The organism is Methylobacterium adhaesivum (assembly GCF_022179065.1).
Classification (GTDB): domain Bacteria; phylum Pseudomonadota; class Alphaproteobacteria; order Rhizobiales; family Beijerinckiaceae; genus Methylobacterium; species Methylobacterium adhaesivum.
In genome coordinates this window covers 226795-245260 of sequence record NZ_BPQD01000002.1, presented here as the reverse complement: position 1 = coordinate 245260, position 18466 = coordinate 226795, and the positions used below count along the sequence as shown (strand labels likewise).

General features: G+C 67.8%; 17 protein-coding genes and 1 pseudogene. 11 read left to right on the top strand and 7 right to left on the bottom strand.

What is annotated here, in order from left to right:
- Positions 1-16: 16 nt before the first annotated feature.
- A pseudogene (locus tag MFF01_RS03665) lies at positions 17-246 on the top strand (transposase family protein); the annotation flags it as partial.
- 81 nt (positions 247-327) lie between these two features.
- On the opposite strand, the gene MFF01_RS03660 reads toward MFF01_RS03665, so the two are convergent.
- Positions 328-1800: a protein adenylyltransferase SelO gene (locus MFF01_RS03660; protein WP_238222158.1), complete on the bottom strand. Its 1473-nt coding sequence runs from the start codon at positions 1798-1800 to the stop codon at positions 328-330.
- Between the two features lie 616 nt (positions 1801-2416).
- Between MFF01_RS03660 and MFF01_RS03650 the strand changes: the two genes are divergently transcribed.
- The 6 genes from MFF01_RS03650 (at position 2417) to MFF01_RS03625 (ending at position 9327) form a co-directional block, all read left to right on the top strand.
- Positions 2417-3967, top strand: a complete 1551-nt coding sequence (locus MFF01_RS03650; protein WP_238222154.1) for an ABC transporter substrate-binding protein — start codon at positions 2417-2419, stop codon at positions 3965-3967.
- Positions 3968-4022: 55 nt separating this feature from the next.
- Positions 4023-4976: an ABC transporter permease gene (locus MFF01_RS03645; protein ID WP_238222098.1), complete on the top strand. Its 954-nt coding sequence runs from the start codon at positions 4023-4025 to the stop codon at positions 4974-4976.
- Positions 4976-5908: an ABC transporter permease gene (locus tag MFF01_RS03640; protein WP_238222097.1), complete on the top strand. Its 933-nt coding sequence runs from the start codon at positions 4976-4978 to the stop codon at positions 5906-5908. Before MFF01_RS03645 ends, MFF01_RS03640 begins: the two co-directional genes overlap by 1 nt.
- On the top strand, positions 5905-6966 hold the full coding sequence (locus tag MFF01_RS03635) for an ABC transporter ATP-binding protein (protein ID WP_238222095.1): 1062 nt from the start codon (positions 5905-5907) through the stop codon (positions 6964-6966). The genes MFF01_RS03640 and MFF01_RS03635 overlap by 4 nt, the downstream gene beginning before the upstream one ends.
- Positions 6963-7991, top strand: coding sequence for an ABC transporter ATP-binding protein (locus tag MFF01_RS03630; protein WP_238222093.1), 1029 nt, complete (start codon positions 6963-6965; stop codon positions 7989-7991). Before MFF01_RS03635 ends, MFF01_RS03630 begins: the two co-directional genes overlap by 4 nt.
- Positions 7992-8061: 70 nt before the next feature.
- Positions 8062-9327, top strand: a complete 1266-nt coding sequence (locus tag MFF01_RS03625) for a Zn-dependent hydrolase (RefSeq protein WP_238222091.1) — start codon at positions 8062-8064, stop codon at positions 9325-9327.
- Between the two features lie 126 nt (positions 9328-9453).
- Here the strand turns inward: MFF01_RS03625 and msrA are convergent, their stop codons facing one another.
- The 4 genes from msrA to MFF01_RS03605 all read right to left on the bottom strand — a co-directional run bounded on the left by msrA (position 9454) and on the right by MFF01_RS03605 (position 12587).
- Complete coding sequence (msrA, locus tag MFF01_RS03620) at positions 9454-9963, bottom strand: peptide-methionine (S)-S-oxide reductase MsrA (protein ID WP_238222089.1); 510 nt, start codon at positions 9961-9963, stop codon at positions 9454-9456.
- 192 nt (positions 9964-10155) lie between these two features.
- Complete coding sequence (locus MFF01_RS03615) at positions 10156-10863, bottom strand: RlmE family RNA methyltransferase (protein ID WP_238222087.1); 708 nt, start codon at positions 10861-10863, stop codon at positions 10156-10158.
- The gene (locus tag MFF01_RS03610; RefSeq protein WP_238222086.1) at positions 10860-11972 is read right to left on the bottom strand and encodes a Ppx/GppA phosphatase family protein; all 1113 of its coding nucleotides are present in this window, start codon (positions 11970-11972) and stop codon (positions 10860-10862) included. The genes MFF01_RS03615 and MFF01_RS03610 overlap by 4 nt, the downstream gene beginning before the upstream one ends.
- A 144-nt stretch (positions 11973-12116) precedes the next feature.
- Positions 12117-12587, bottom strand: coding sequence for a response regulator (locus tag MFF01_RS03605; protein WP_238222085.1), 471 nt, complete (start codon positions 12585-12587; stop codon positions 12117-12119).
- 387 nt (positions 12588-12974) lie between these two features.
- On the opposite strand from MFF01_RS03605, the gene MFF01_RS22010 reads away from it, so the two are divergent.
- Together MFF01_RS22010 and MFF01_RS03590 are read left to right on the top strand one after the other, a co-directional pair.
- Complete coding sequence (locus MFF01_RS22010; RefSeq protein WP_283207152.1) at positions 12975-13724, top strand: cold-shock protein; 750 nt, start codon at positions 12975-12977, stop codon at positions 13722-13724.
- Positions 13725-13902: 178 nt separating this feature from the next.
- Positions 13903-14154 (top strand): hypothetical protein, encoded by a 252-nt coding sequence (locus MFF01_RS03590; RefSeq protein WP_238222083.1) that lies wholly within the window; start codon positions 13903-13905, stop codon positions 14152-14154.
- Positions 14155-14251: 97 nt separating this feature from the next.
- Here the strand turns inward: MFF01_RS03590 and rpsD are convergent, their stop codons facing one another.
- Both rpsD and murI read right to left on the bottom strand, forming a co-directional pair.
- Positions 14252-14869 carry a 30S ribosomal protein S4 gene (gene rpsD, locus MFF01_RS03585; protein ID WP_056086744.1) on the bottom strand — a complete coding sequence of 206 codons (618 nt, stop codon included), beginning with the start codon at positions 14867-14869 and terminating at the stop codon, positions 14252-14254.
- Between the two features lie 240 nt (positions 14870-15109).
- Complete coding sequence (murI, locus tag MFF01_RS03580; protein WP_238222081.1) at positions 15110-15985, bottom strand: glutamate racemase; 876 nt, start codon at positions 15983-15985, stop codon at positions 15110-15112.
- A 186-nt stretch (positions 15986-16171) separates the two neighbouring features.
- Between murI and egtB the strand changes: the two genes are divergently transcribed.
- On the top strand, positions 16172-17443 hold the full coding sequence (gene egtB, locus MFF01_RS03575; RefSeq protein ID WP_238222080.1) for an ergothioneine biosynthesis protein EgtB: 1272 nt from the start codon (positions 16172-16174) through the stop codon (positions 17441-17443).
- A 24-nt stretch (positions 17444-17467) separates the two neighbouring features.
- A complete protein-coding gene (egtD, locus tag MFF01_RS03570; protein WP_373319617.1) occupies positions 17468-18442 on the top strand; it encodes an L-histidine N(alpha)-methyltransferase in 975 nt (324 codons plus the stop codon).
- Positions 18443-18466: the final 24 nt, after the last annotated feature.

Genomic DNA, 18466 nt, shown 5'->3' with positions numbered 1-18466 from the left:
AAAGGCGGGTCAGGTTGCGCAAGAGCACGGCATCGCCCTGCACGTCGTCAAACTGCCGGACGCCAAGCGCGGCTTCGTTCCGCTGCCGCGCCGCCGGTGGGGGAGCGTTCCTTCACCTGGGCGACGCGCTTCCGCCGCCGCGCCAAAGACTACGAGCGCTATCCCAGCACACTCGCAGATCTCCACATCCTCGCCTTCGCCTGCCTCAAGCTCGAACAGGCCGCTCAACTGACGGGCGGTTTATAACGGTGTCTAGCGACGGTGGGGCCGGAGAGGGGAACTGGTGATTGACACATTGAACCGAGTGGGTCGGACTTTCCTGCGCGTTCACGTGCCGCAGAAGGTGCGGTAGTCCGCTCCGCCGCCCTCGGGCGCTTCGGCGTAGCGGGCATAGGCGGGCTGGTCGTCGTACGGGCGCGATAGCACCGCCAACAGTTCCTCGAATGGCCCGAAATCGCCGCGTTCGACCGCCGCAGTGATCATTGCCTCGACGTGGTGATTGCGCGGGATGAAGGCTGGATTGACCGCGCGCATCGCTGCCGCCGTCGACGCGGGGGGCCGTCCCCCCTCGGCCAAACGGCCCCGCCAGTGCGCGGCCCAGGTGTCGTACGCGGTCGGGTCGACGAACAGGTCTCGCACCTCGGCGTCTGCCTCCGGTCGCTCGGCCGCGTCGCACAGGTGGCGGAAGGTCAGGGTGAAGTCCGCTCCATTCTCCGCCATCCGCGTTAGGAGGTCGTCCGCAAGCGCGGCGCCGTCCCGGTCCCCGGAGAGGCCGAGTTTGTCCGCGAGACCACCGCGATACGCTGCCCCGAAGCGCGTACTGAACCCCGCGAGCGCCGCCTCGGCTGCCGCGATCGCCGCCCCCTCGTCCTCGGCCAGCAGTGGCAGAAGCGCCTCGGCCAGACGGGTCAGGTTCCACAGGGCGATTCCCGGCTGCTGGCCGTAGGCGTACCGACCGTGCACGTCGATCGAGCTGAAGCTCTTGTTCGGGTCGTAGGCGTCGAGGAACGCGCAGGGGCCGTAGTCGATGGTCTCGCCGGCCACCGACATATTGTCGGTGTTCATCACCCCGTGGACGAAGCCGACGAGAAGCCAAGCCGCCACGAGGTCGGCTTGGCGAGCAACGACACCGTCGAGCAGCGCCCGGTAGGGGTTCTCTGCGGAGGACGCCTCGGGATCATGCCGGGCCAGAGCGTGGTCGGCGAGCGCCTGCACCCCCTCGGTGTCGCCGCGGGCGGCAAAGTATTGGAAGGTCCCGACTCGGATGTGGCTGGCCGCCACGCGGGCGAGCACGGCTCCGGGCAGACGGGTCTCGCGTATGACAGACTCGCCGGTGGTGACCGCCGCCAGGGCTCGGGTGGTGGGGATGCCGAGGGCGGCCATGGCCTCGCTCACGAGGTACTCGCGCAACACCGGCCCGAGTGCCGCCCGCCCGTCGCCGCGACGGGAGAACGGGGTCGGGCCCGCCCCTTTGAGCTGGAGGTCGCGGCGGCGCCCGTCCCGGTTCACAACCTCGCCGAGCAGGACGGCGCGCCCGTCGCCAAGCTGCGGCACGAAGTTGCCGAATTGGTGCCCGGCATAGGCCGTTGCGATCGGCGCGGCGCCGTCCGGGAGGCTGTTTCCGGCGAGCATCCCCACCCCTTCGGAGCCGGCAAGCCAGTCCGGGTCGATTCCGAGGCTTTCCGCGAGCGCAGGGTTCGAGCGGATCAGGCGTGGGGCTGCGACGGGCGTCGGGGTGCGGTGGGCATAGAAGCGGTCCGGCAAGCGGACATAGCTGTTGTCGAACGGGATCGCAGTCATGACCATGAGCTATGAACGATCGCGCTGATGGACAAGCGCATTCGGGAGACCGGTGGGAAACGGTGCAGGAGAAAGATTGCGGCCGTGCCGCCTTCCAGTGAGCATGCGGCACGGGCGAGCGCAGCCCCGCGCAACGAGGCTCCGCCTGCGCTGGCAATCCATATAGGGTTGAGGGCCAGGCCTCGTGGCGGAATACGAGGCGGGCCGGATCCGGATCAGGCTGACCTGCGAACCACGCCTCGCGCGCCGTTTTCACATCCGGGCGATCCCGCTCTGCTGCGTGAGCGGTCTCCTCACGGACGCGCTTGCGTGCGTCGACCCAGCTCCACGAAGTAACCGAGCCCACAAGCCAGATCCTCCTCGTCCCGAAACCGTCCTGCCGCGCTCTCCGCTGGGGCCTTCCGTCGTGCCTTAAATGCCGTGATCGGCAGTGACCCCTCCGACCCGCCTGCCGGTCTGGCCGATGGATTGCATACAGAGTTCCGTCCGGGCTCGGCCCGCCGAAGGAACCAGTTTGCGAATGATCGATTTAGTGACGCGTTGGGCCGGCACCCCTCGGACCGGACCCGCCCGCCTCGGACGGCGACTCCTCGCCGCGACGCTCCTGTCGGGCCTGATGGCGCCGGCGGCCCTTGCCCAGGGCGTCCTCAAGATCGGGATGACCGCCTCCGACATCCCGCTCACCACCGGCCAGGCCGACAATGGCGGCGAGGGCATGCGGTTCACCGGCTATACGATCTATGACGGCCTCATCAATTGGGACCTGTCCTCGGCGGACAAGCCCTCCGGCCTCGTTCCCGGCCTCGCCACGAGCTGGACCGTCGATCCGGCCGATAACACCAAATGGACCTTCAAGCTGCGCGACGGCGTGACCTTCCAGGACGGGTCGGCCTTCACGGCGGACTCCGTGGTGTGGAATCTCGACAAGCTCCTCAAGAGCGACGCGCCCCAGTTCGATCCGCGCCAGGCGGCGCAGGGGCGCTCGCGCATCCCGGCCGTGGGCACATACCGGGTGATCGATCCGCACACCGTCGAGATCGTCACCAAGGTGCCTGACGCGACGCTGCCCTATCAGATCGCCTGGATCATGATGTCCTCTCCCGCACAGTGGGAGAAGCTCGGCAAGAGCTGGGACGCTTTCGCGAAGACACCGTCGGGCACCGGCCCCTGGAAGCTGACCCTGTTCGCCCCGCGCGAGCGCGCCGAGATGGTCCCCAATAAGGCCTATTGGGACAAGGCGCGGGTGCCCAAACTCGACAAGCTCGTGCTGGTGCCCCTGCCGGAGGCCAATGCCCGCGTCGCCGCCCTACGGTCTGGGCAGGTGGACTGGATCGAGGCGCCGCCGCCGGACGCCGTCGTCTCCCTCAAGGCCGCCGGGTTCGGCATCGTCACCAACAGCTACCCGCACAACTGGACCTGGCACCTGTCGCGGGTCGAAGGCTCGCCCTGGAACGACATCCGGGTGCGCAAGGCCGCCAACCTCGCCATCGACCGCGACGGCATGAAGGAGATGCTCAACGGCCTGATGATCCCGGCGCAGGGCTTCATGCCGCCGGGATCGGCGTGGTTCGGCCACCCGTCGTTCAAGCTCGGCTACGATCCGGAGGCGGCCAAGAAGCTCCTGGCGGAAGCCGGATACGGGCCGAAGAAGCCGCTGGTGACGAAGGTTCTGATCGCACCCTCGGGCTCGGGCCAGATGCAGCCGTTACCGATGAACGAGCTGATCCAGCAGAATCTCGCGGATATCGGCATCAAGGTCGAGTTCAAGGTGGCGGAGTGGAACACCCTCACCAACATTTGGCGCAGCGGCGCCAAGAGCGACATGTCGCAGAAGGCAACGGCGATCAACTATTCGTACTTCATCCAAGACCCGTTCACCGGCTTCATCCGCCACCTTCAGTGCAATCTCACCACGCCGGCCGGCACCAACTGGGGCTATTACTGCGATCCTGAGATGGACAAGCTATTTGGCGAGGTGCGCACCACCTTCGATCCGGCCGCGCAGGCCAAGGTTCTGGAGAAGATTCACGAGAAGTTCGTCGACGAGGCGCTGTTCCTGATGGTGGCCCACGACACCAACCCGCGCGCCATGAGCCCCAAGGTGAAGGGCTTCATTCAGGCCCAGAACTGGTTCCAGGACTTCTCGCCGATCACCATGGCCAAGTGACCATGCGGATCGCGGTCATGAACCCTCCTCCCGCAGAGGGGAGAGCGTTGAAATCATGCTGAGATTCATCCTCCGACGCCTCGTCGCCGTCACCCCGGTGGCGATCGGCGTAAGCATCGTGTGCTTCCTCCTCGTCCACCTCGCCCCCGGCGATCCGCTCAGCGCGGTACTGCCGGTGGACGCCTCGCCCGAGACGATCGAGGCGATGCGCACCGCCTACGGCTACGACAAACCGCTGGTGGTGCAGTACGGCCTCTGGCTCTGGCACGTGCTGCAGGGCGATCTCGGCACCTCCATCGCCAGCGGGCGACCGGTCACGTCGGAGGTCGGCCGCGCCGTGGTCAACAGCCTGATCCTCGCTTGCGTGGCGACGCTCATCGGCTTCACCTTCGGCATGGTCTTCGGTTTCGTCGCCGGGTATTTCCGCAATTCCATCCTCGACCGTCTCGCCTCGGCCGTCTCGGTGTTCGGGGTCAGCGTGCCGCATTACTGGCTCGCCATGGTGCTGGTGATCGTGTTCTCGGCTCAGCTCGGCTGGCTGCCGTCCACCGGCGCGGGTCCGGACGGCTCAGGCAACTGGCGGCCCGATCTCGAGCACCTGCGCTACATCATCCTGCCGGCGCTCACGATGTCGGTGATCCCGATGGGCGTCATCGCCCGCACCATCCGGGCCCTGGTCGGCGATATCCTCGCACAGGATTTCGTCGGCGCCCTCCGGGCCAAGGGCCTCAGCGAGTTCGGCGTGTTCAAGCACGTGGTGAAGAACGCCGCCCCCACGGCGCTCGCCATCATGGGTCTGCAACTCGGCTACCTGCTGGGCGGCTCGATCCTGATCGAGACGGTGTTCGCCTGGCCCGGCACCGGCTTCCTCCTCAACGCCGCGATCTTCCAGCGTGACCTGCCCCTGCTTCAGGGGGCGATCCTCGTCCTGGCGATGTTCTTTGTCGCCCTCAACCTCATCGTCGACGTCGTGCAGACGGCCCTCGACCCGCGCATCGAGAGGGGCTGATGGCCACGCTCGCCCCACACGCCACCGCCCCGCTCCTCGACGTCGCCGGAGGCGCCGCGCCGTTGCCGGACGCGCCTGACGCCTTCGTGCCCTCGCGCGGGTTCTGGGGGCAGGTCGGCCACAAGCTCCTGCGCGATCCGGTGGCGATGACCGCCGCCTGCGTGATCCTCGCCATCGTGGCGGTGGCGCTGCTCGCGCCCTGGATCACCCCGATGGACCCGTATCGCGGGTCGATGATCCGCCGGCTGAAGCCCGTCGGCGACGCCACCTACCTCCTCGGCTCCGACGAGCTCGGCCGCGACATGCTGAGCCGGCTGATGCTGGGCGGGCGCCTGTCCCTGTTCATCGGCGTCACCCCGGTGATCCTCGCCTTCGTCATCGGCTCGGGCATCGGCATCCTCGCCGGCTATGTCGGCGGCTGGCTCAACACCGTGCTGATGCGCACCATCGACGTGTTCTTCGCCTTCCCGTCGGTGCTGCTCGCCATCGCCCTGTCGGGGGCTTTAGGCGCTGGTGTGTTCAACTCCATCGTCTCCCTCACCTGCGTGTTCGTACCTCAGATCGCGCGCGTCGCCGAGAGCGTGACCACGCAGATCCGCTCGCGCGACTACGTCGACGCCGCCCGGCTCTCCGGCGCCTCGACCTTCACGATCCTCCGGGTGCAGGTGCTCGGCAACGTGCTGGGACCGATCTTCGTCTACGCCACCAGCCTCATCAGCGTGTCGATGATCCTGGCCTCGGGCCTGTCCTTCCTCGGCCTCGGGGTGAAGCCGCCCGAGCCCGAATGGGGCCTGATGCTCAACACCCTGCGCACGGCGATCTACGTGAATCCCCTCGTCGCGGCCCTGCCGGGGCTGGCCATCTTCATCGTTTCAATCTCGTTCAACCTGTTCTCGGACGGGCTCCGATCCGCCATGGAGGTGAAGGCATGAGCACGCCGATCGGACAGCTCACCGTTCCGCCGGACCGCGACCGGGGCGGCCCGGCCCAGCCGCTTCTCTCCATCGACGGGCTCGTGAAGCACTTCCCCGTCAAGAAGGGGCTCGGCGGCCGACCCGCCGTGGTGCGGGCCGTCGACGGCGTCGATTTCACCATTCTCAAGGGCGAGACCCTCGGGATCGTCGGTGAATCCGGCTGCGGCAAGTCCACCACCGCGCGCCTCATCATGGGGTTGATGCCGCACGATTCCGGCGAACTGCTCTTCGACGGCGAGCTCATCGGCGGCCGGGCGCTGCCCTGGCGCGACTTTCGGGCCCAGACCCAGATGGTGTTTCAGGACAGCTACGCGTCCCTCAATCCGCGCATGACCGTCGAGGGCTCCATCGCCTTCGGGCCGCGGGTGCACGGGGTCCCGAAGCGGCAGGCCATCGAGCGGGCTCGCTCGCTCCTCGCCCGCGTCGGCCTGGAGCCGTCGCGCTTCGCCGCGCGCTATCCCCATGAGCTGTCGGGTGGCCAGCGCCAGCGGGTGAACATCGCCCGGGCGCTCGCCCTGCAACCGCGCCTCGTGGTCCTCGACGAGGCGGTCTCGGCGCTGGACAAATCCGTGGAGGCACAGGTGCTGAACCTGCTCATGGACCTCAAGCAGGAATTCGCCCTCACGTATCTCTTCATCTCCCACGACCTCAACGTGGTGCGCTTCCTCTGCGACCGGGTGGCGGTGATGTATCTCGGACAAGTCGTGGAGATCGGCCCGGCCGACACGGTGCTAGCGAGCCCAGCCCATCCCTACACGGCCGCGCTCCTGTCCTCGATGCCGTCGATGGATCCGGATGCGCGCACGCAGGTGGCGCCCCTCGCCGGCGATCCGCCGAACCCCATTGATCCGCCGCCGGGCTGCCGCTTCCACCCGCGCTGCACCCTGGCGGAGGAGGTGTGCAAGGGCCGCGTTCCACCGCTCGCCCCCGTCGATCCGGTCCACCGCGTCGCCTGCCTCGCCCGCCAGCCGGGCTCCGGGCATTCGGCCGCCCCCACCCTGTCGGTGGCCGCATGAGCCGCGCGATCGCGAAAGAACCCGCCGTCGCCATCCGGGGCCTGAAGGTGGTGTTCGGCGGCGTGGTCGAGGCCGTGGACGGGGTCGACCTCACCCTGGAGCGCGGCCAGGCCGTGGCCCTCATCGGCGAGTCGGGCTCCGGCAAGAGCGTGACGCTGCGCGCCATCATGCGCCTCAACCCCGAGCGCAGGACACGGATCGAGGGCGAGATTCGCGTCGCCGGGCGGGACGTCATGACGCTGTCGTCGCGCGCCTTGCGCGCGCTGCGGGGACGCGAAGTTGCCATGATCTTCCAGGAGCCGCTGCTCGCCCTGGACCCGGTCTATACGGTGGGCAGGCAGATCACCGAGGCGATCCGCCAGCACGAGAAGATCGGGTCTGAGGCCGCGCGCCGGCGCGCCCTGCAGCTGTTCGAGCGCGTGCGTATTCCGAGCCCCGAGCGGCGCCTCGACGCCTATCCGCACGAGATGTCGGGCGGCATGCGCCAGCGCGCCATGATCGCCCTGGCGCTCGCCTGCCGGCCGCAGGTGCTGCTCGCCGACGAGCCGACCACGGCGCTGGACGCCACGGTGCAGATCCAGATCCTACTGCTCCTGCGTGAATTGCAGGCCGAACTCGGCCTCTCGACGATCTTCGTCACCCATGACCTCGGTGCGGCGGTGGAGGTCGCCGACCGGATCGCCGTAATGTATGCCGGCCGCATCGTCGAGGAGGGCTCGGCCCGGGATGTGGTGCTGAACCCGCACCATCCCTACACCATCGGCCTCCTGCGCAGCCGCGCCGACGGGGCCCTGGCCAAGGGCTCGCGCCTCGAGACGATCCCGGGCTCGCCCCCCGACCTCTCCGCCCGCCCGCCGGGCTGCCCCTTCGCGCCGCGCTGCTTTCTCGCCGAGGACCGGTGCCACGTCGACGCCCCCCCGGATGTTGTCGTCGCGACCGGTCATCGGGCGGCGTGCTGGCGCACGGAGGCGGCCCATGCCGCGTTCCAGGGGGATCGGGCACGGCTGCTCGAAGCGGCGGTTTGATCGATCGCGATCGGCTTCCTCCTGTTCAGGAGAGAGGGCCGGTGCCTTCATTTCTTGAAAGGGAGCCCTCATGGGCACGGCACGGCACAATCTGCGGGTCGACGGCGCGCGCCTGTGGTCCACCCTCATGGAGACGGCAGAGTTCGGCGCGACACCGGCCGGCGGTATCAACCGCCTGACCCTGTCGCCCGAGGATGGACGGGTCCGCGACTGGTTCCGCGCAGCTTGCGAGGCGGCGGGGCTCATCGTCGGCACGGACGAACTCGGCACCCAGTTCGCCCTACGGCCCGGCCGCGACATGACCCGGCTCCCCATCGCCACGGGCTCCCACCTCGACACCCAGCCGACAGGCGGGCGCTTCGACGGAATTTTAGGCACCCTCGCGGGCCTGGAGGTGGTGCGCACCCTCAACGAGGCCGGACTCGAGACGGAGGCGCCGATCCTCCTTGTCAATTGGACCAACGAGGAAGGCTCTCGTTACGCCCCCGCCACCATGGCATCGGCCGCCCATGTCGGCACTTTCGCCACGGCCGACATCCTGTCCCGCACGGACGCGGACGGCGTGAGCGTGGCCGAGGCCCTTGGACGTCTCGACATTGTCGCCACCGAACCGACGGGGGCGCGCGCAATCGGGGCCTTCGTCGAGTTGCATATCGAGCAGGGGCCGATCCTCGAAGCGGAGGAGAAGACCATCGGCGTGGTCGAGGGCGGCCAGGGAATTCTCTGGTTCGATGGCACGATCACCGGGTTCGAGAGCCACGCCGGCACCACCCCGATGCCGCGCCGGCGCGATGCGCTCCTCGGCCTCGCCGAGGTGGCGCTCGCGGTCGAGCGCATTGCCCATGCCCACGGCCCGAGCGCCGTGGGAACCCTCGGCGAGGCGGTGATCGGCGCGCCATCGCGCAACGTCATCCCCGGCCGGGTCCGGTTCACCCTCGATATCCGCGATCCCCGCGCCGCCACCCTCGATGCCATCGAGGGAGAGTTGCGCACCACCCTGACCGAGATCGCCGCCCGGCGCAGCCTCGCCATCACCCTCGAACTCGTCTGGCGTCAGGAGCCGGTGCCGTTTGATCCCGGCATTGTCGCCCTCGTGGAGCGAGGGGCGGAGGCCCTTGGGCTGCCCCACCGCCGCATGGTCTCGGGCGCCTCGCACGATGCCTGCAACCTCGCCCTCAGGGTGCCGACGGCGATGATCTTCGTGCCGTGCAAGGACGGGATCAGCCACAACGAGGCGGAATCAGCAACGTCGGCCGACTGCACGGCCGGTGCCGATCTGTTGCTCCAGACTCTGCTCTCACTTGCCAATGCGCCCAGAGCGACGCTGCAGGGGTGAACGGCACGGTGAAATGGGGCTGAACTCGCGCTCCTCCGACTGAGCCACCACCGCCCGGAATACGGGCGGGGGCAGGGGGCATCCGGTTCACCCGCGCCAACCGGTCTAGTCCGATTCCGGAACGGCTCAAGCGGCGTCGGAACGGCGTGGCAGCGTCCAGTTCGGCCGGACGTAGTGGCAGGTGTAGCCGTGCGGAACGCGTTCCAGGTAATCCTGGTGCTCCGGTTCGGCCTCCCAGAAATCGCCGACGGGAGACACCTCGGTCACGACCTTGCCCGGCCACAGGCCCGAGGCATCGACGTCCGCGATGGTGTCCTCGGCCACGGCCTTCTGTGTCGCGTTCTCGTAGAAGATCGCGGATCGGTAGCCGGGGCCGCGATCGTTCCCCTGTCGATCGGGCGTCGTTGGATCATGGATCTGAAAGAAGAACTCCAAGAGCGTCCGGTAGCTCAGGACCGCCGGATCGAACAGGATCTCGATCGCCTCGGCATGGCGTCCATGGTTGCGATAGGTCGCGTTCGGCACCTCGCCGCCGGAATAGCCAACCCGCGTCGCAACGACGCCCGGCCGCTTACGGATGAGATCCTGCATTCCCCAGAAGCAGCCTCCGGCCAGCACTGCACGTTCGGTCGTCATGCGCATCCTCCCAGCGGGGCAACGAAAGTCCGTTGCCCTTCACATGGGGAACCGGGCCACGGTTTCCAGCGCCCAAACCGCGCACATGGCGGCGTTGAAGGACGCACCGGGAGTGATGGGTTAGGATGGGAGGTCGATGCTCTGGTGCCTTTGCTCTCGCATCGTCTGTTCTCGAAAGCCGGACAACAGCTTTTAGTCCGCCTCCGTCGCGGATCGTTCGCCGCGGTAACCCGTCGCCAGAACGTAGAGCTCGCTCGAATCCGCCCGACTTGCATTCGGCTTCACATGCCGAACGGCGGCGAAGTCACGCTTGAGGTCGGCCAGGAGCGTGCCCTCGGTTCCGCCCTGGAACACCTTGGCGAGGTAGGACCCACCGGGGGCCAGGATCTCGCGGGCAAATTCCGCCGCCGTCTCGGCTAGGCCGATGATGCGCAGATGGTCGGTTTGCTTGTGGCCGGTGGTGTTGGCGGCCATGTCGGAGAGGACGAGGTCGGCCGGACCCCCGAGGAGGTCGGTCAGGATCTCCGGCGCCTTTGGATCGAGGAAGTCGAGGGTGATGAACTCGACGCCGGTCATGGGCTCGATCTCGAGGAGATCGATGCCGACGATGCGGCCGGAGCCGCCCACGATCTTGGCCGCCACCTGCGACCAGCCACCCGGGGCGGCCCCGAGATCGACGATGCGCTGGCCGGGCTTCAGGAGCTTGAACCGCTCGTCGATCTCGATGAGCTTGAAGGCGGCCCGCGAGCGGTAGCCCTCGCGCTTGGCCCGGGCCACGTAGGGATCGTTGAGCTGGCGCTCGAGCCAGCGTTTCTGCGAGGCCGTGCGACCGCGTCCGGTCTTCACCCGCTGCTTGAGTTCGCCGCGCAACCCTGCGCCGGCACCACGCCTGTCGCTCACCGGTAACCCCCACGGCGCCAGACGCCGTCCTCACGCATCATGTTCATCAGAAGACCTTCGCGCAGGCCGCGATCGGCGATGCGCAGCCGGTCGGACGGAAACGCGCGGCGGATCGCCTCGAGGATGGCGCAGCCCGCGAGCACGAGATCGGCCCGGTCGCGGCCGATGCACGGATTGTCGGCGCGCTGGTCGAGGCGGGTGTCGAGGAGATCGTCGATGGCGCCGCCGACCTCGCCGTCGCTCATCCAGAGGCCATCGACCCGGCGCCGCTCGTACCGGGCGAGGCGCAGGTGCATGGCGGCGAGTGTGGTCACCGTGCCGGAAGTGCCGAGCAGGTGGAAGTGACGGGCATTCGCCGCCGGGGCTGCCCGGATGGCGAAGCGGGACAGCATGTCGGCCACTTCCTCCACCATGCCTTCGAAGGTCAGGCGGGTCACGTCGGCCCCGCCATGGCGCTCGGCCAGCGTGACCACGCCGACGGGCAGGGAATCCCAGGCGCGGATGCGCAGGGTCGGGTCTGTCGACGGGTTGGTCGCCGCCCCGTCGAGCCACGCGATCTCCGTGGAGCCGCCGCCGATGTCGAAGATCACCACCGATTCGGCGTAAGGATCGGCGAGCGCCGCGCAACCGGTCACGGCGAGATAGGCCTCGGTCTGCCGGTCGACGATCTCGAGGTCCAGGCCGACCTCGTCGCGCACCCGGTCGACGAACGCCGCGCCGTTGACGGCGAGGCGGCAGGCCTCTGTGGCAATGATCTTGGCGCGAACGACGCCGCGGGCCTGCATCTTGGCGCGGCACACCCGCAAGGCCTCGATGGTACGTTCGATGGCCGTTTCGCTCAAGCGGTCGGCGTTTCCAAGGCCTTCGCCCAGGCGCACGATGCGCGAAAAGGCATCGATGACGCGAAAGCCGTGGGACGCCGGCTCAGCGATGAGCAGGCGGCAATTGTTGGTGCCGAGATCGAGAGCGGCGTAAGCATTGCGGCGCGGCGGCCGATGGGTCGCGCCCGGCGCTTCCGACCGCGGCGTGCCCCCGGGGTTCGCCGCCGCCGGTGTGATCGGCCCGGCCGCAGGGCGGGCCGGCATGGTCGCGGCGCTCTCTTCCCGCATCGGCTGTGCCGAATTCCTCAACGCGTGATCCCAGGCGGAGAGCCGGATCATCATTCACCGACCAAGCTACAGGGGTCGCAGGCAAACTGCAAAGCCCTGAATTGCTTGGGCGGATCGCCGCCTGTGTTCCTGAGATCGCGCCGATCAGTTGCTGCTGCCCGCCGGGGCGACGCGCGGGACCGGCCGGAGCAGGCTCTTCACCTGCGAGAACGGACGTGGCCGGTTGATGACCTCGTCGAGGCGCGACCACAGGGTCTTGGGTGAGAACGGCTTGGCGATGACTTCGTTGACCCCGAGCGAAATCGCGCGGTCGACGACGTTGCGACGCGGCTGTCCGAGCATGAGAATGATCGGCACCGTCGGGGACGGCGAGGTGCTCGGCGTGCGCGCAAGGCGGATGAACTCTTCGCCCGAGAGGATCGCCAGGTCCCAATCGATGATGGTAAGGTCCGGCTTGCTTTCAGCGAGGGCGCCGAGGGCTTCAGCCCCATCGGGCGCCTCGAGCACGCGCTTGATGCCCACGCGCATGAGCATGTCCCGCACGATGCGACGGATATACAAGCTCTCGTCCACCACCAGGGCGGAGAGGTCCGGGAAAGTCGGTGTGGCGATCATGATGGCGGCATTCGACTCCGACCGCTCGTCCGGGAACGGTCTGGCGGAATCTGGGGGCAACGACCTTTCCGCTTTCCTAAAGTCCTGACCGGAGAGGGAGTTCAGGGCGGGAATTTTGCGCAAACCGGGCCCAAGCCCCTAAAACGTTGCTAATCTCTTTCGCGGTGGCGTAGGGCTGGGTACGCATTTTGCCGCACAAAAGTGAGGGAACCCCCACGCTGCTTAACAAATGCACCTTGCGAGCGCGCCGCATTTCAGTCAGGACTATGGCGTTATTCTTGGTCACCGCTGCCGGGGGTAATGATAGTGCGGAGCGTGGGCTGTCTGGGATGGCGCGCACGCGGTATTCTTAAATGATGGTCGGCGGACGGTTTTTGCGAGCTTTCTATGGGACGTGGTCGTGATTTCAGGGGGCCGCAGAAGCGCGGCTTCGATGAGGGTGGAGCCGAGCCGCGTTGGCCCGATCAAGCTCCGCCGAGCGGCGGTGGCTACGGCGGCGGTTTCGGCGGTGGCGGCGGTTTCGACCGTGGCCCGTCGCGTGCGGCGGCAGCCCCCTCGGGACCGGAGCGCGATGCGACGGTCAAGTGGTTCAACAAGGAGAAGGGCTTCGGTTTCGTCGAGCTGGCTGATGGCTCGGGCGATGCCTTCCTCCATATCCGCGCCGTCGAAGCCGCTGGCCATGCCGACCTCCTCCCCGGTACTCGCCTGACGGTTCACACGGCCCAGGGGCAGAAGGGCCCGCAGGTGACGGACGTCACCAGCGTGGACACCTCCACGGCTGAAGCCGCTCCCATGCGCGATGCCCGTCCGCCCCGCTCCGGCGGTTTCGGCGGTGACCGCTTCGGCGGCGACCGTGGTGGCTTCGGTGGTGGCGATCGCTTCGGCGGCAACGACCGTGGCGGCGGACGCTTCGCCAGCGGCCCGTCCACCGAGATGAGCGGCACGGTGAAGTGGTACGACCCGGCCAAGGGCTTCGGCTTCGTCTCCGTCAATGACGGCGGCAAGGACGTGTTCGTGCACCGTTCGGCCCTGTCGCGCGCCGGCCTCGAGTCCCTGGCCGAAGGCCAGCAGGTCGTCCTCGGCGTCGTCGAGGGCCAGAAGGGCCGTGAGGCTCAGAGCATCAACGTCGACGATTGATTCGGACCCCGGCCGCGCTTCGGCCACGGTTCCAGGATCAGTTTGCGTGAACGGCGGCCCCCCGGGGCCGCCGTTTTGCGTTCAACCCTCCAAGATCTCCTTCACTGGAAGGCCCGGCCATCGAGCGGTGCGGTGGGTGCTTCAGAAGGGGCGCGAGGATAGAGCTACGGAGAACACCATGCGGATCGTTCCGCTGACCCTGATGTGGTTCGCGACCCTGGCCGTGCCGGCTTGGCCCGAGGATTTCACCGGCGCCTATGCTGGGGTGAATGCGGGCTACGCGTCTTCCACCGCCGACCGGGTGCGCATGCCCGACCTTCTCGCCCCCGATGCTGCAGGTCTGGTCGAGATGCCTCCAAGCGCTCGACAAGCCTCCGAAGTCCTGCGGACGCGAAACCTGCGCGATCGGTCCGGGGCCGTGTCACGCTGACGGCACGGTCGGTTCGATCTTCCCTGGCGTGGAAGCAACGAAAAAGGGCCGCCCCGAGGGGCGGCCCTTCTCGTATTCGGCCGTGATCCGGTAGGGATCAGCGCGAATAGAACTCGATGACGAGGTTCGGTTCCATCTGGACGGGGTAGGGGACCTCGCCGAGGTTGGGGATGCGGGTGACGCGGGCCGTCATCTTGGCGTGATCCACCTCGATGTAGTCCGGCACGTCGCGCTCTGCGAGCTGCGAGGCCACCACGACGATCTCGAGCTGCTTCGAGGAATCCTTGACCTCAATGACGTCGCCGGTCTTCACGAGGTAGCTGGCGATGTTCACCCGCTGGCCGTTGACCTTGACGTGACCGTGGTTGACGAACTGGCGCGCGGCGAACGGGGTCGGCACGAACTTGGCGCGGTAGACCACGGCGTCGAGGCGACGCTCGAGCAGGCCGATCAGGTTCTCGCCCGAATCGCCACGCAGGCGGATGGCCTCGGCGTAGTAACGGCGGAACTGCTTCTCGGTGATGTTGGCGTAGTAGCCCTTGAGCTTCTGCTTGGCGCGCAGCTGCGTGCCGAAGTCGGACATCTTGCCCTTGCGGCGCTGACCGTGCTGGCCGGGGCCGTACTCGCGGCGATTCACGGGGCTCTTCGGGCGGCCCCAGATGTTCTGGCCCATGCGGCGATCGAGCTTGTGCTTCGCCTGAATGCGTTTTGACATCGCGGTTCCTCTCGCAATGGAGATCTATCGAGGAACGCGCCCTCCTCTTTCCGGACCGGCCCGATGGCCTGCCCCGGAACGACAGAGCGGCCGAAGCCGACTCACGGGTGCGCTTGAAAATGCAGCGGGGCCCCTCATCGGAGCCCCGTTGCAGGCGGTTCGGTAGAGCAGATCGGTGTCGCCGTCAATGCCGAGCCGGCTCGCGAGCGTGGGCTGCCATCGATCCCGACGCTCGAGTCCCTATTGCAGCCCGAGGGGCATGGGCTCCACCGCGACGGTCCCGATGCCGCGCACCGCAAGGGAGAGCCGCAATGGATCCGTCAGGCCGGCGCCGCCGGTGAAGGCCCCGAGCACGGGTGGTGCGTCGCTGGCATCGCGATCCGTCGGTCCGAGGAGCTGGATCACCCGTCGCGCGATGGCGGGCGCCGGGTCGATCCATGTGACGGGCCACGGCGCCAGGGCCTGAAACCGGGCGAGGAGCAGGGGATAATGCGTGCAGGACAGGCAGACCACGTCGGTGCGCCGCCCATCCGGCCGCGTGACGAAGCAGGGCGCGATCTCGGCAGCGAGGGCCGCATCGTCGCTGGGCGCACCGGCAAGCTCCGCCTCGGCGAAGCCCGCGAGGTTCGGGGCGCCCACGAGGGTGACCTCACAGGCTCCGGCGTAGGCCTCGATGAGTTCGTGGGTGTAGGCCCGCGCCACCGTGCCGGGGGTCGCCAGCAGGGTGATGACCTGCGAGCGCGTCGCCGCAGCGGCCGGCTTGATCGGCGGCACCACACCGACAAAGGGGGTGACGAAGCGTTGGCGCAGGGCCGGCAGGACGAGGGTCGAGGCGGTGTTGCAGGCCACCACCACGAGGTCGGGTGCGTGGAGCGCGATAAGGCGCTCCATCACCGTGAGGACGCGCGCGATGAGCACCGATTCCGTCAGGCGGCCATACGGGAAGGCGGCGTCGTCGGCGGCATAGACAAAGGCCGCGTCGGGCCGCGCACGACGGACCTGCTCAAGCACCGTGAGGCCGCCGAGCCCGGAATCGAACACGAGGATCGTGGGCGTCGGCGCCACGCTTCGGGCCACGGCACCCGTGGTCGCACCTGCCATGAGATCGATCCGCATCCCGTAACCCGGTCCGACTGTCGCGCTTTGAAAGCGAAGTGTCCGACGGCAAGGGTAAAGGGAATGTCACCATGGCCGGAAAAAGGCGACGGTTCCGTGCCCGCGGCGAACGGCCCAGCTCCCGCTCCGTTGCCGAATGGCGGCGCGGCCTTATTTCCTGTGTCTGTTGAATTAGGAGTGGCCGCCATGGCAGCGACGGCAGCGTTTCGCGAGACCTGTGACGAGACAACAGAGCGGCAGGCTTTTCCGCCACCCGCCCTGACGGCGCGGCCCATCGATCGCGCCGCCTGGATCACGGCGTTCCACCATGTTCGCGACGAGACCGAACGGCGCGCCGCCCCGCTGTCGCCGGAGGACCAGCAGGTCCAGTCCATGGCGGATGCGAGCCCGACCAAGTGGCACCGCGCCCACACCACCTGGTTCTTCGAGCAGTTCCTCCTGCGCGCCCATCTGCCGGGCTACGCCCTCTACGACGAGCGCCTGCACTACCTGTTCAATTCGTATTACGTCGCCGCCGGCCCCCGTCAGCCGCGGATCCTGCGCGGCCTCATCACCCGGCCGACGACCGCCGAGGTGGCGGCTTATCGCGCCCATGTCGACCGCGCCGTGGACGCGCTCCTGGCCGAGGCCTCGGCCGCGTCCCTCGAGACGCTCCTGCCGATTCTCGAGATCGGGCTGTATCACGAGCAGCAGCATCAGGAGTTGTTGATCACCGACATCCTGCACGCCTTCGCGCAAAACCCCCTCGGACCGGCCTATGACGAGGCTTGGCGCTTCCCGGCGCCACAGGCCGCCTCCGGGGCCGTCGCGCTCGCCCGGGGCATCACGCAGATCGGGCATGCGGGCGAGGGGTTCTCGTTCGACAACGAATCCCCACGACACGATGTCCTGATTCAGGGGGGTGCCATCGATCGCGGCCTCGTCACCAACGCCGATTGGCTCACCTTCATGGCCGATGGCGGCTACAGCCGGCCCGAACTCTGGTTGTCCGATGGCTGGCTCGCGGTTCAGGCCGAAGGTTGGGAAGCACCGGGATACTGGCGGCAGGAGGAGCACGGCTGGGCGAGTATGACGCTCGCCGGCATCCGACCCATCGATCCGTCCCTGCCGGTGACGCATGTGAGCTACTACGAGGCCGATGCCTACGCACGCTGGGCCGGTCGCGACCTGCCGACGGAGTTCGAGTGGGAAGTGGCGGCCTGCGATGGACAACTTGCCGACGCGTTCGGCCTCGTCTGGCAATGGACCCGCAGTGCCTACACGGCCTATCCGGGCTACCGCCCCGTCGACGGAGCGCTCGGCGAGTACAACGGCAAGTTCATGTCGAACCAGTTCGTTCTGCGCGGCTCCTCAGTGGCGACGCCAACGGGACATGCCCGCACCGGCTACAGGAACTTCTTCTACCCACACCAGCGTTGGCAGTTCACCGGCCTGCGCCTGTCCGACACCCACGCCTGATTCGATGTTCCGGAGAGTGCCGCGTTGACCATCAATCCCGTCTTCACGAACGCGAAACCCCTGGCGGCGCCGGATGCCCGCCGGCAGTTCGAGGAGGACGTCATCGCCGGCCTGTCGGCGCCGCAGAAGTTTCTCTCGGCGAAATACTTCTACGATGCGGCAGGCTCGGACCTGTTCGAGGCCATCACGCGCCAGCCCGAATATTATCCCACGCGCACGGAGCTCGGGATTCTCGAGGCCAAGGGCGCCGAGATCGCCGCCCTGATCCCGGAGCGGGCGGACCTCGTCGAGTTCGGCAGCGGCTCAACCGTGAAGGTGCGGCGGCTTCTCATGCACCTATCCGATCTCGGGGCCTACGTTCCCGTCGACGTATCCGAGACGTTCCTGCGCAGCGAAGCACAGGCTTTGGCCACCGATTTCCCGAACCTCACCATCGCGCCCGTGGCGGCGGACTTCACTCGCGCCTTCACGTTGCCGGACGGCCTGGCGCGGAAGGCCGTCGCGGGCTTCTTCCCCGGCTCGACCATCGGCAACTTCGAACCGCCCCAGGCGACGCAGCTCCTGGCGCATTTCGGCCGTGTGCTGGGGCGTGGCGCTACGCTCATCGTCGGCGTGGATCTGGTGAAGGACAAGGCCGTTCTCGATGCCGCCTACGACGATGCGGCCGGGGTGACGGCGGCGTTCAATCGCAACCTGTTGGTTCGGATGACCCGCGAACTCGGTGCGACCCTCGATGTCGAGGGCTTCTGTCATCGGGCTTTCTTCAATCCAGAGGCGTCCCGCATCGAGATGCATCTGGTGAGCAGCCGGGCGCAGTCGATCCGCTTCGGCGACCATGTCTTCGCCTTCGCGGAGGGCGAAACCATTCACACGGAAAACAGCTACAAATACACCCTTGAAGGTTTCCGCGCCTTGGCCACGGCCGCCGGCTGGACACCCCGCGCCGTTTGGACCGATCCTGAGAACCTGTTCTCTGTCCATGCCTTGAGCCGAACCTGAGGCGGCACGCTGCCTCGGGGGCCG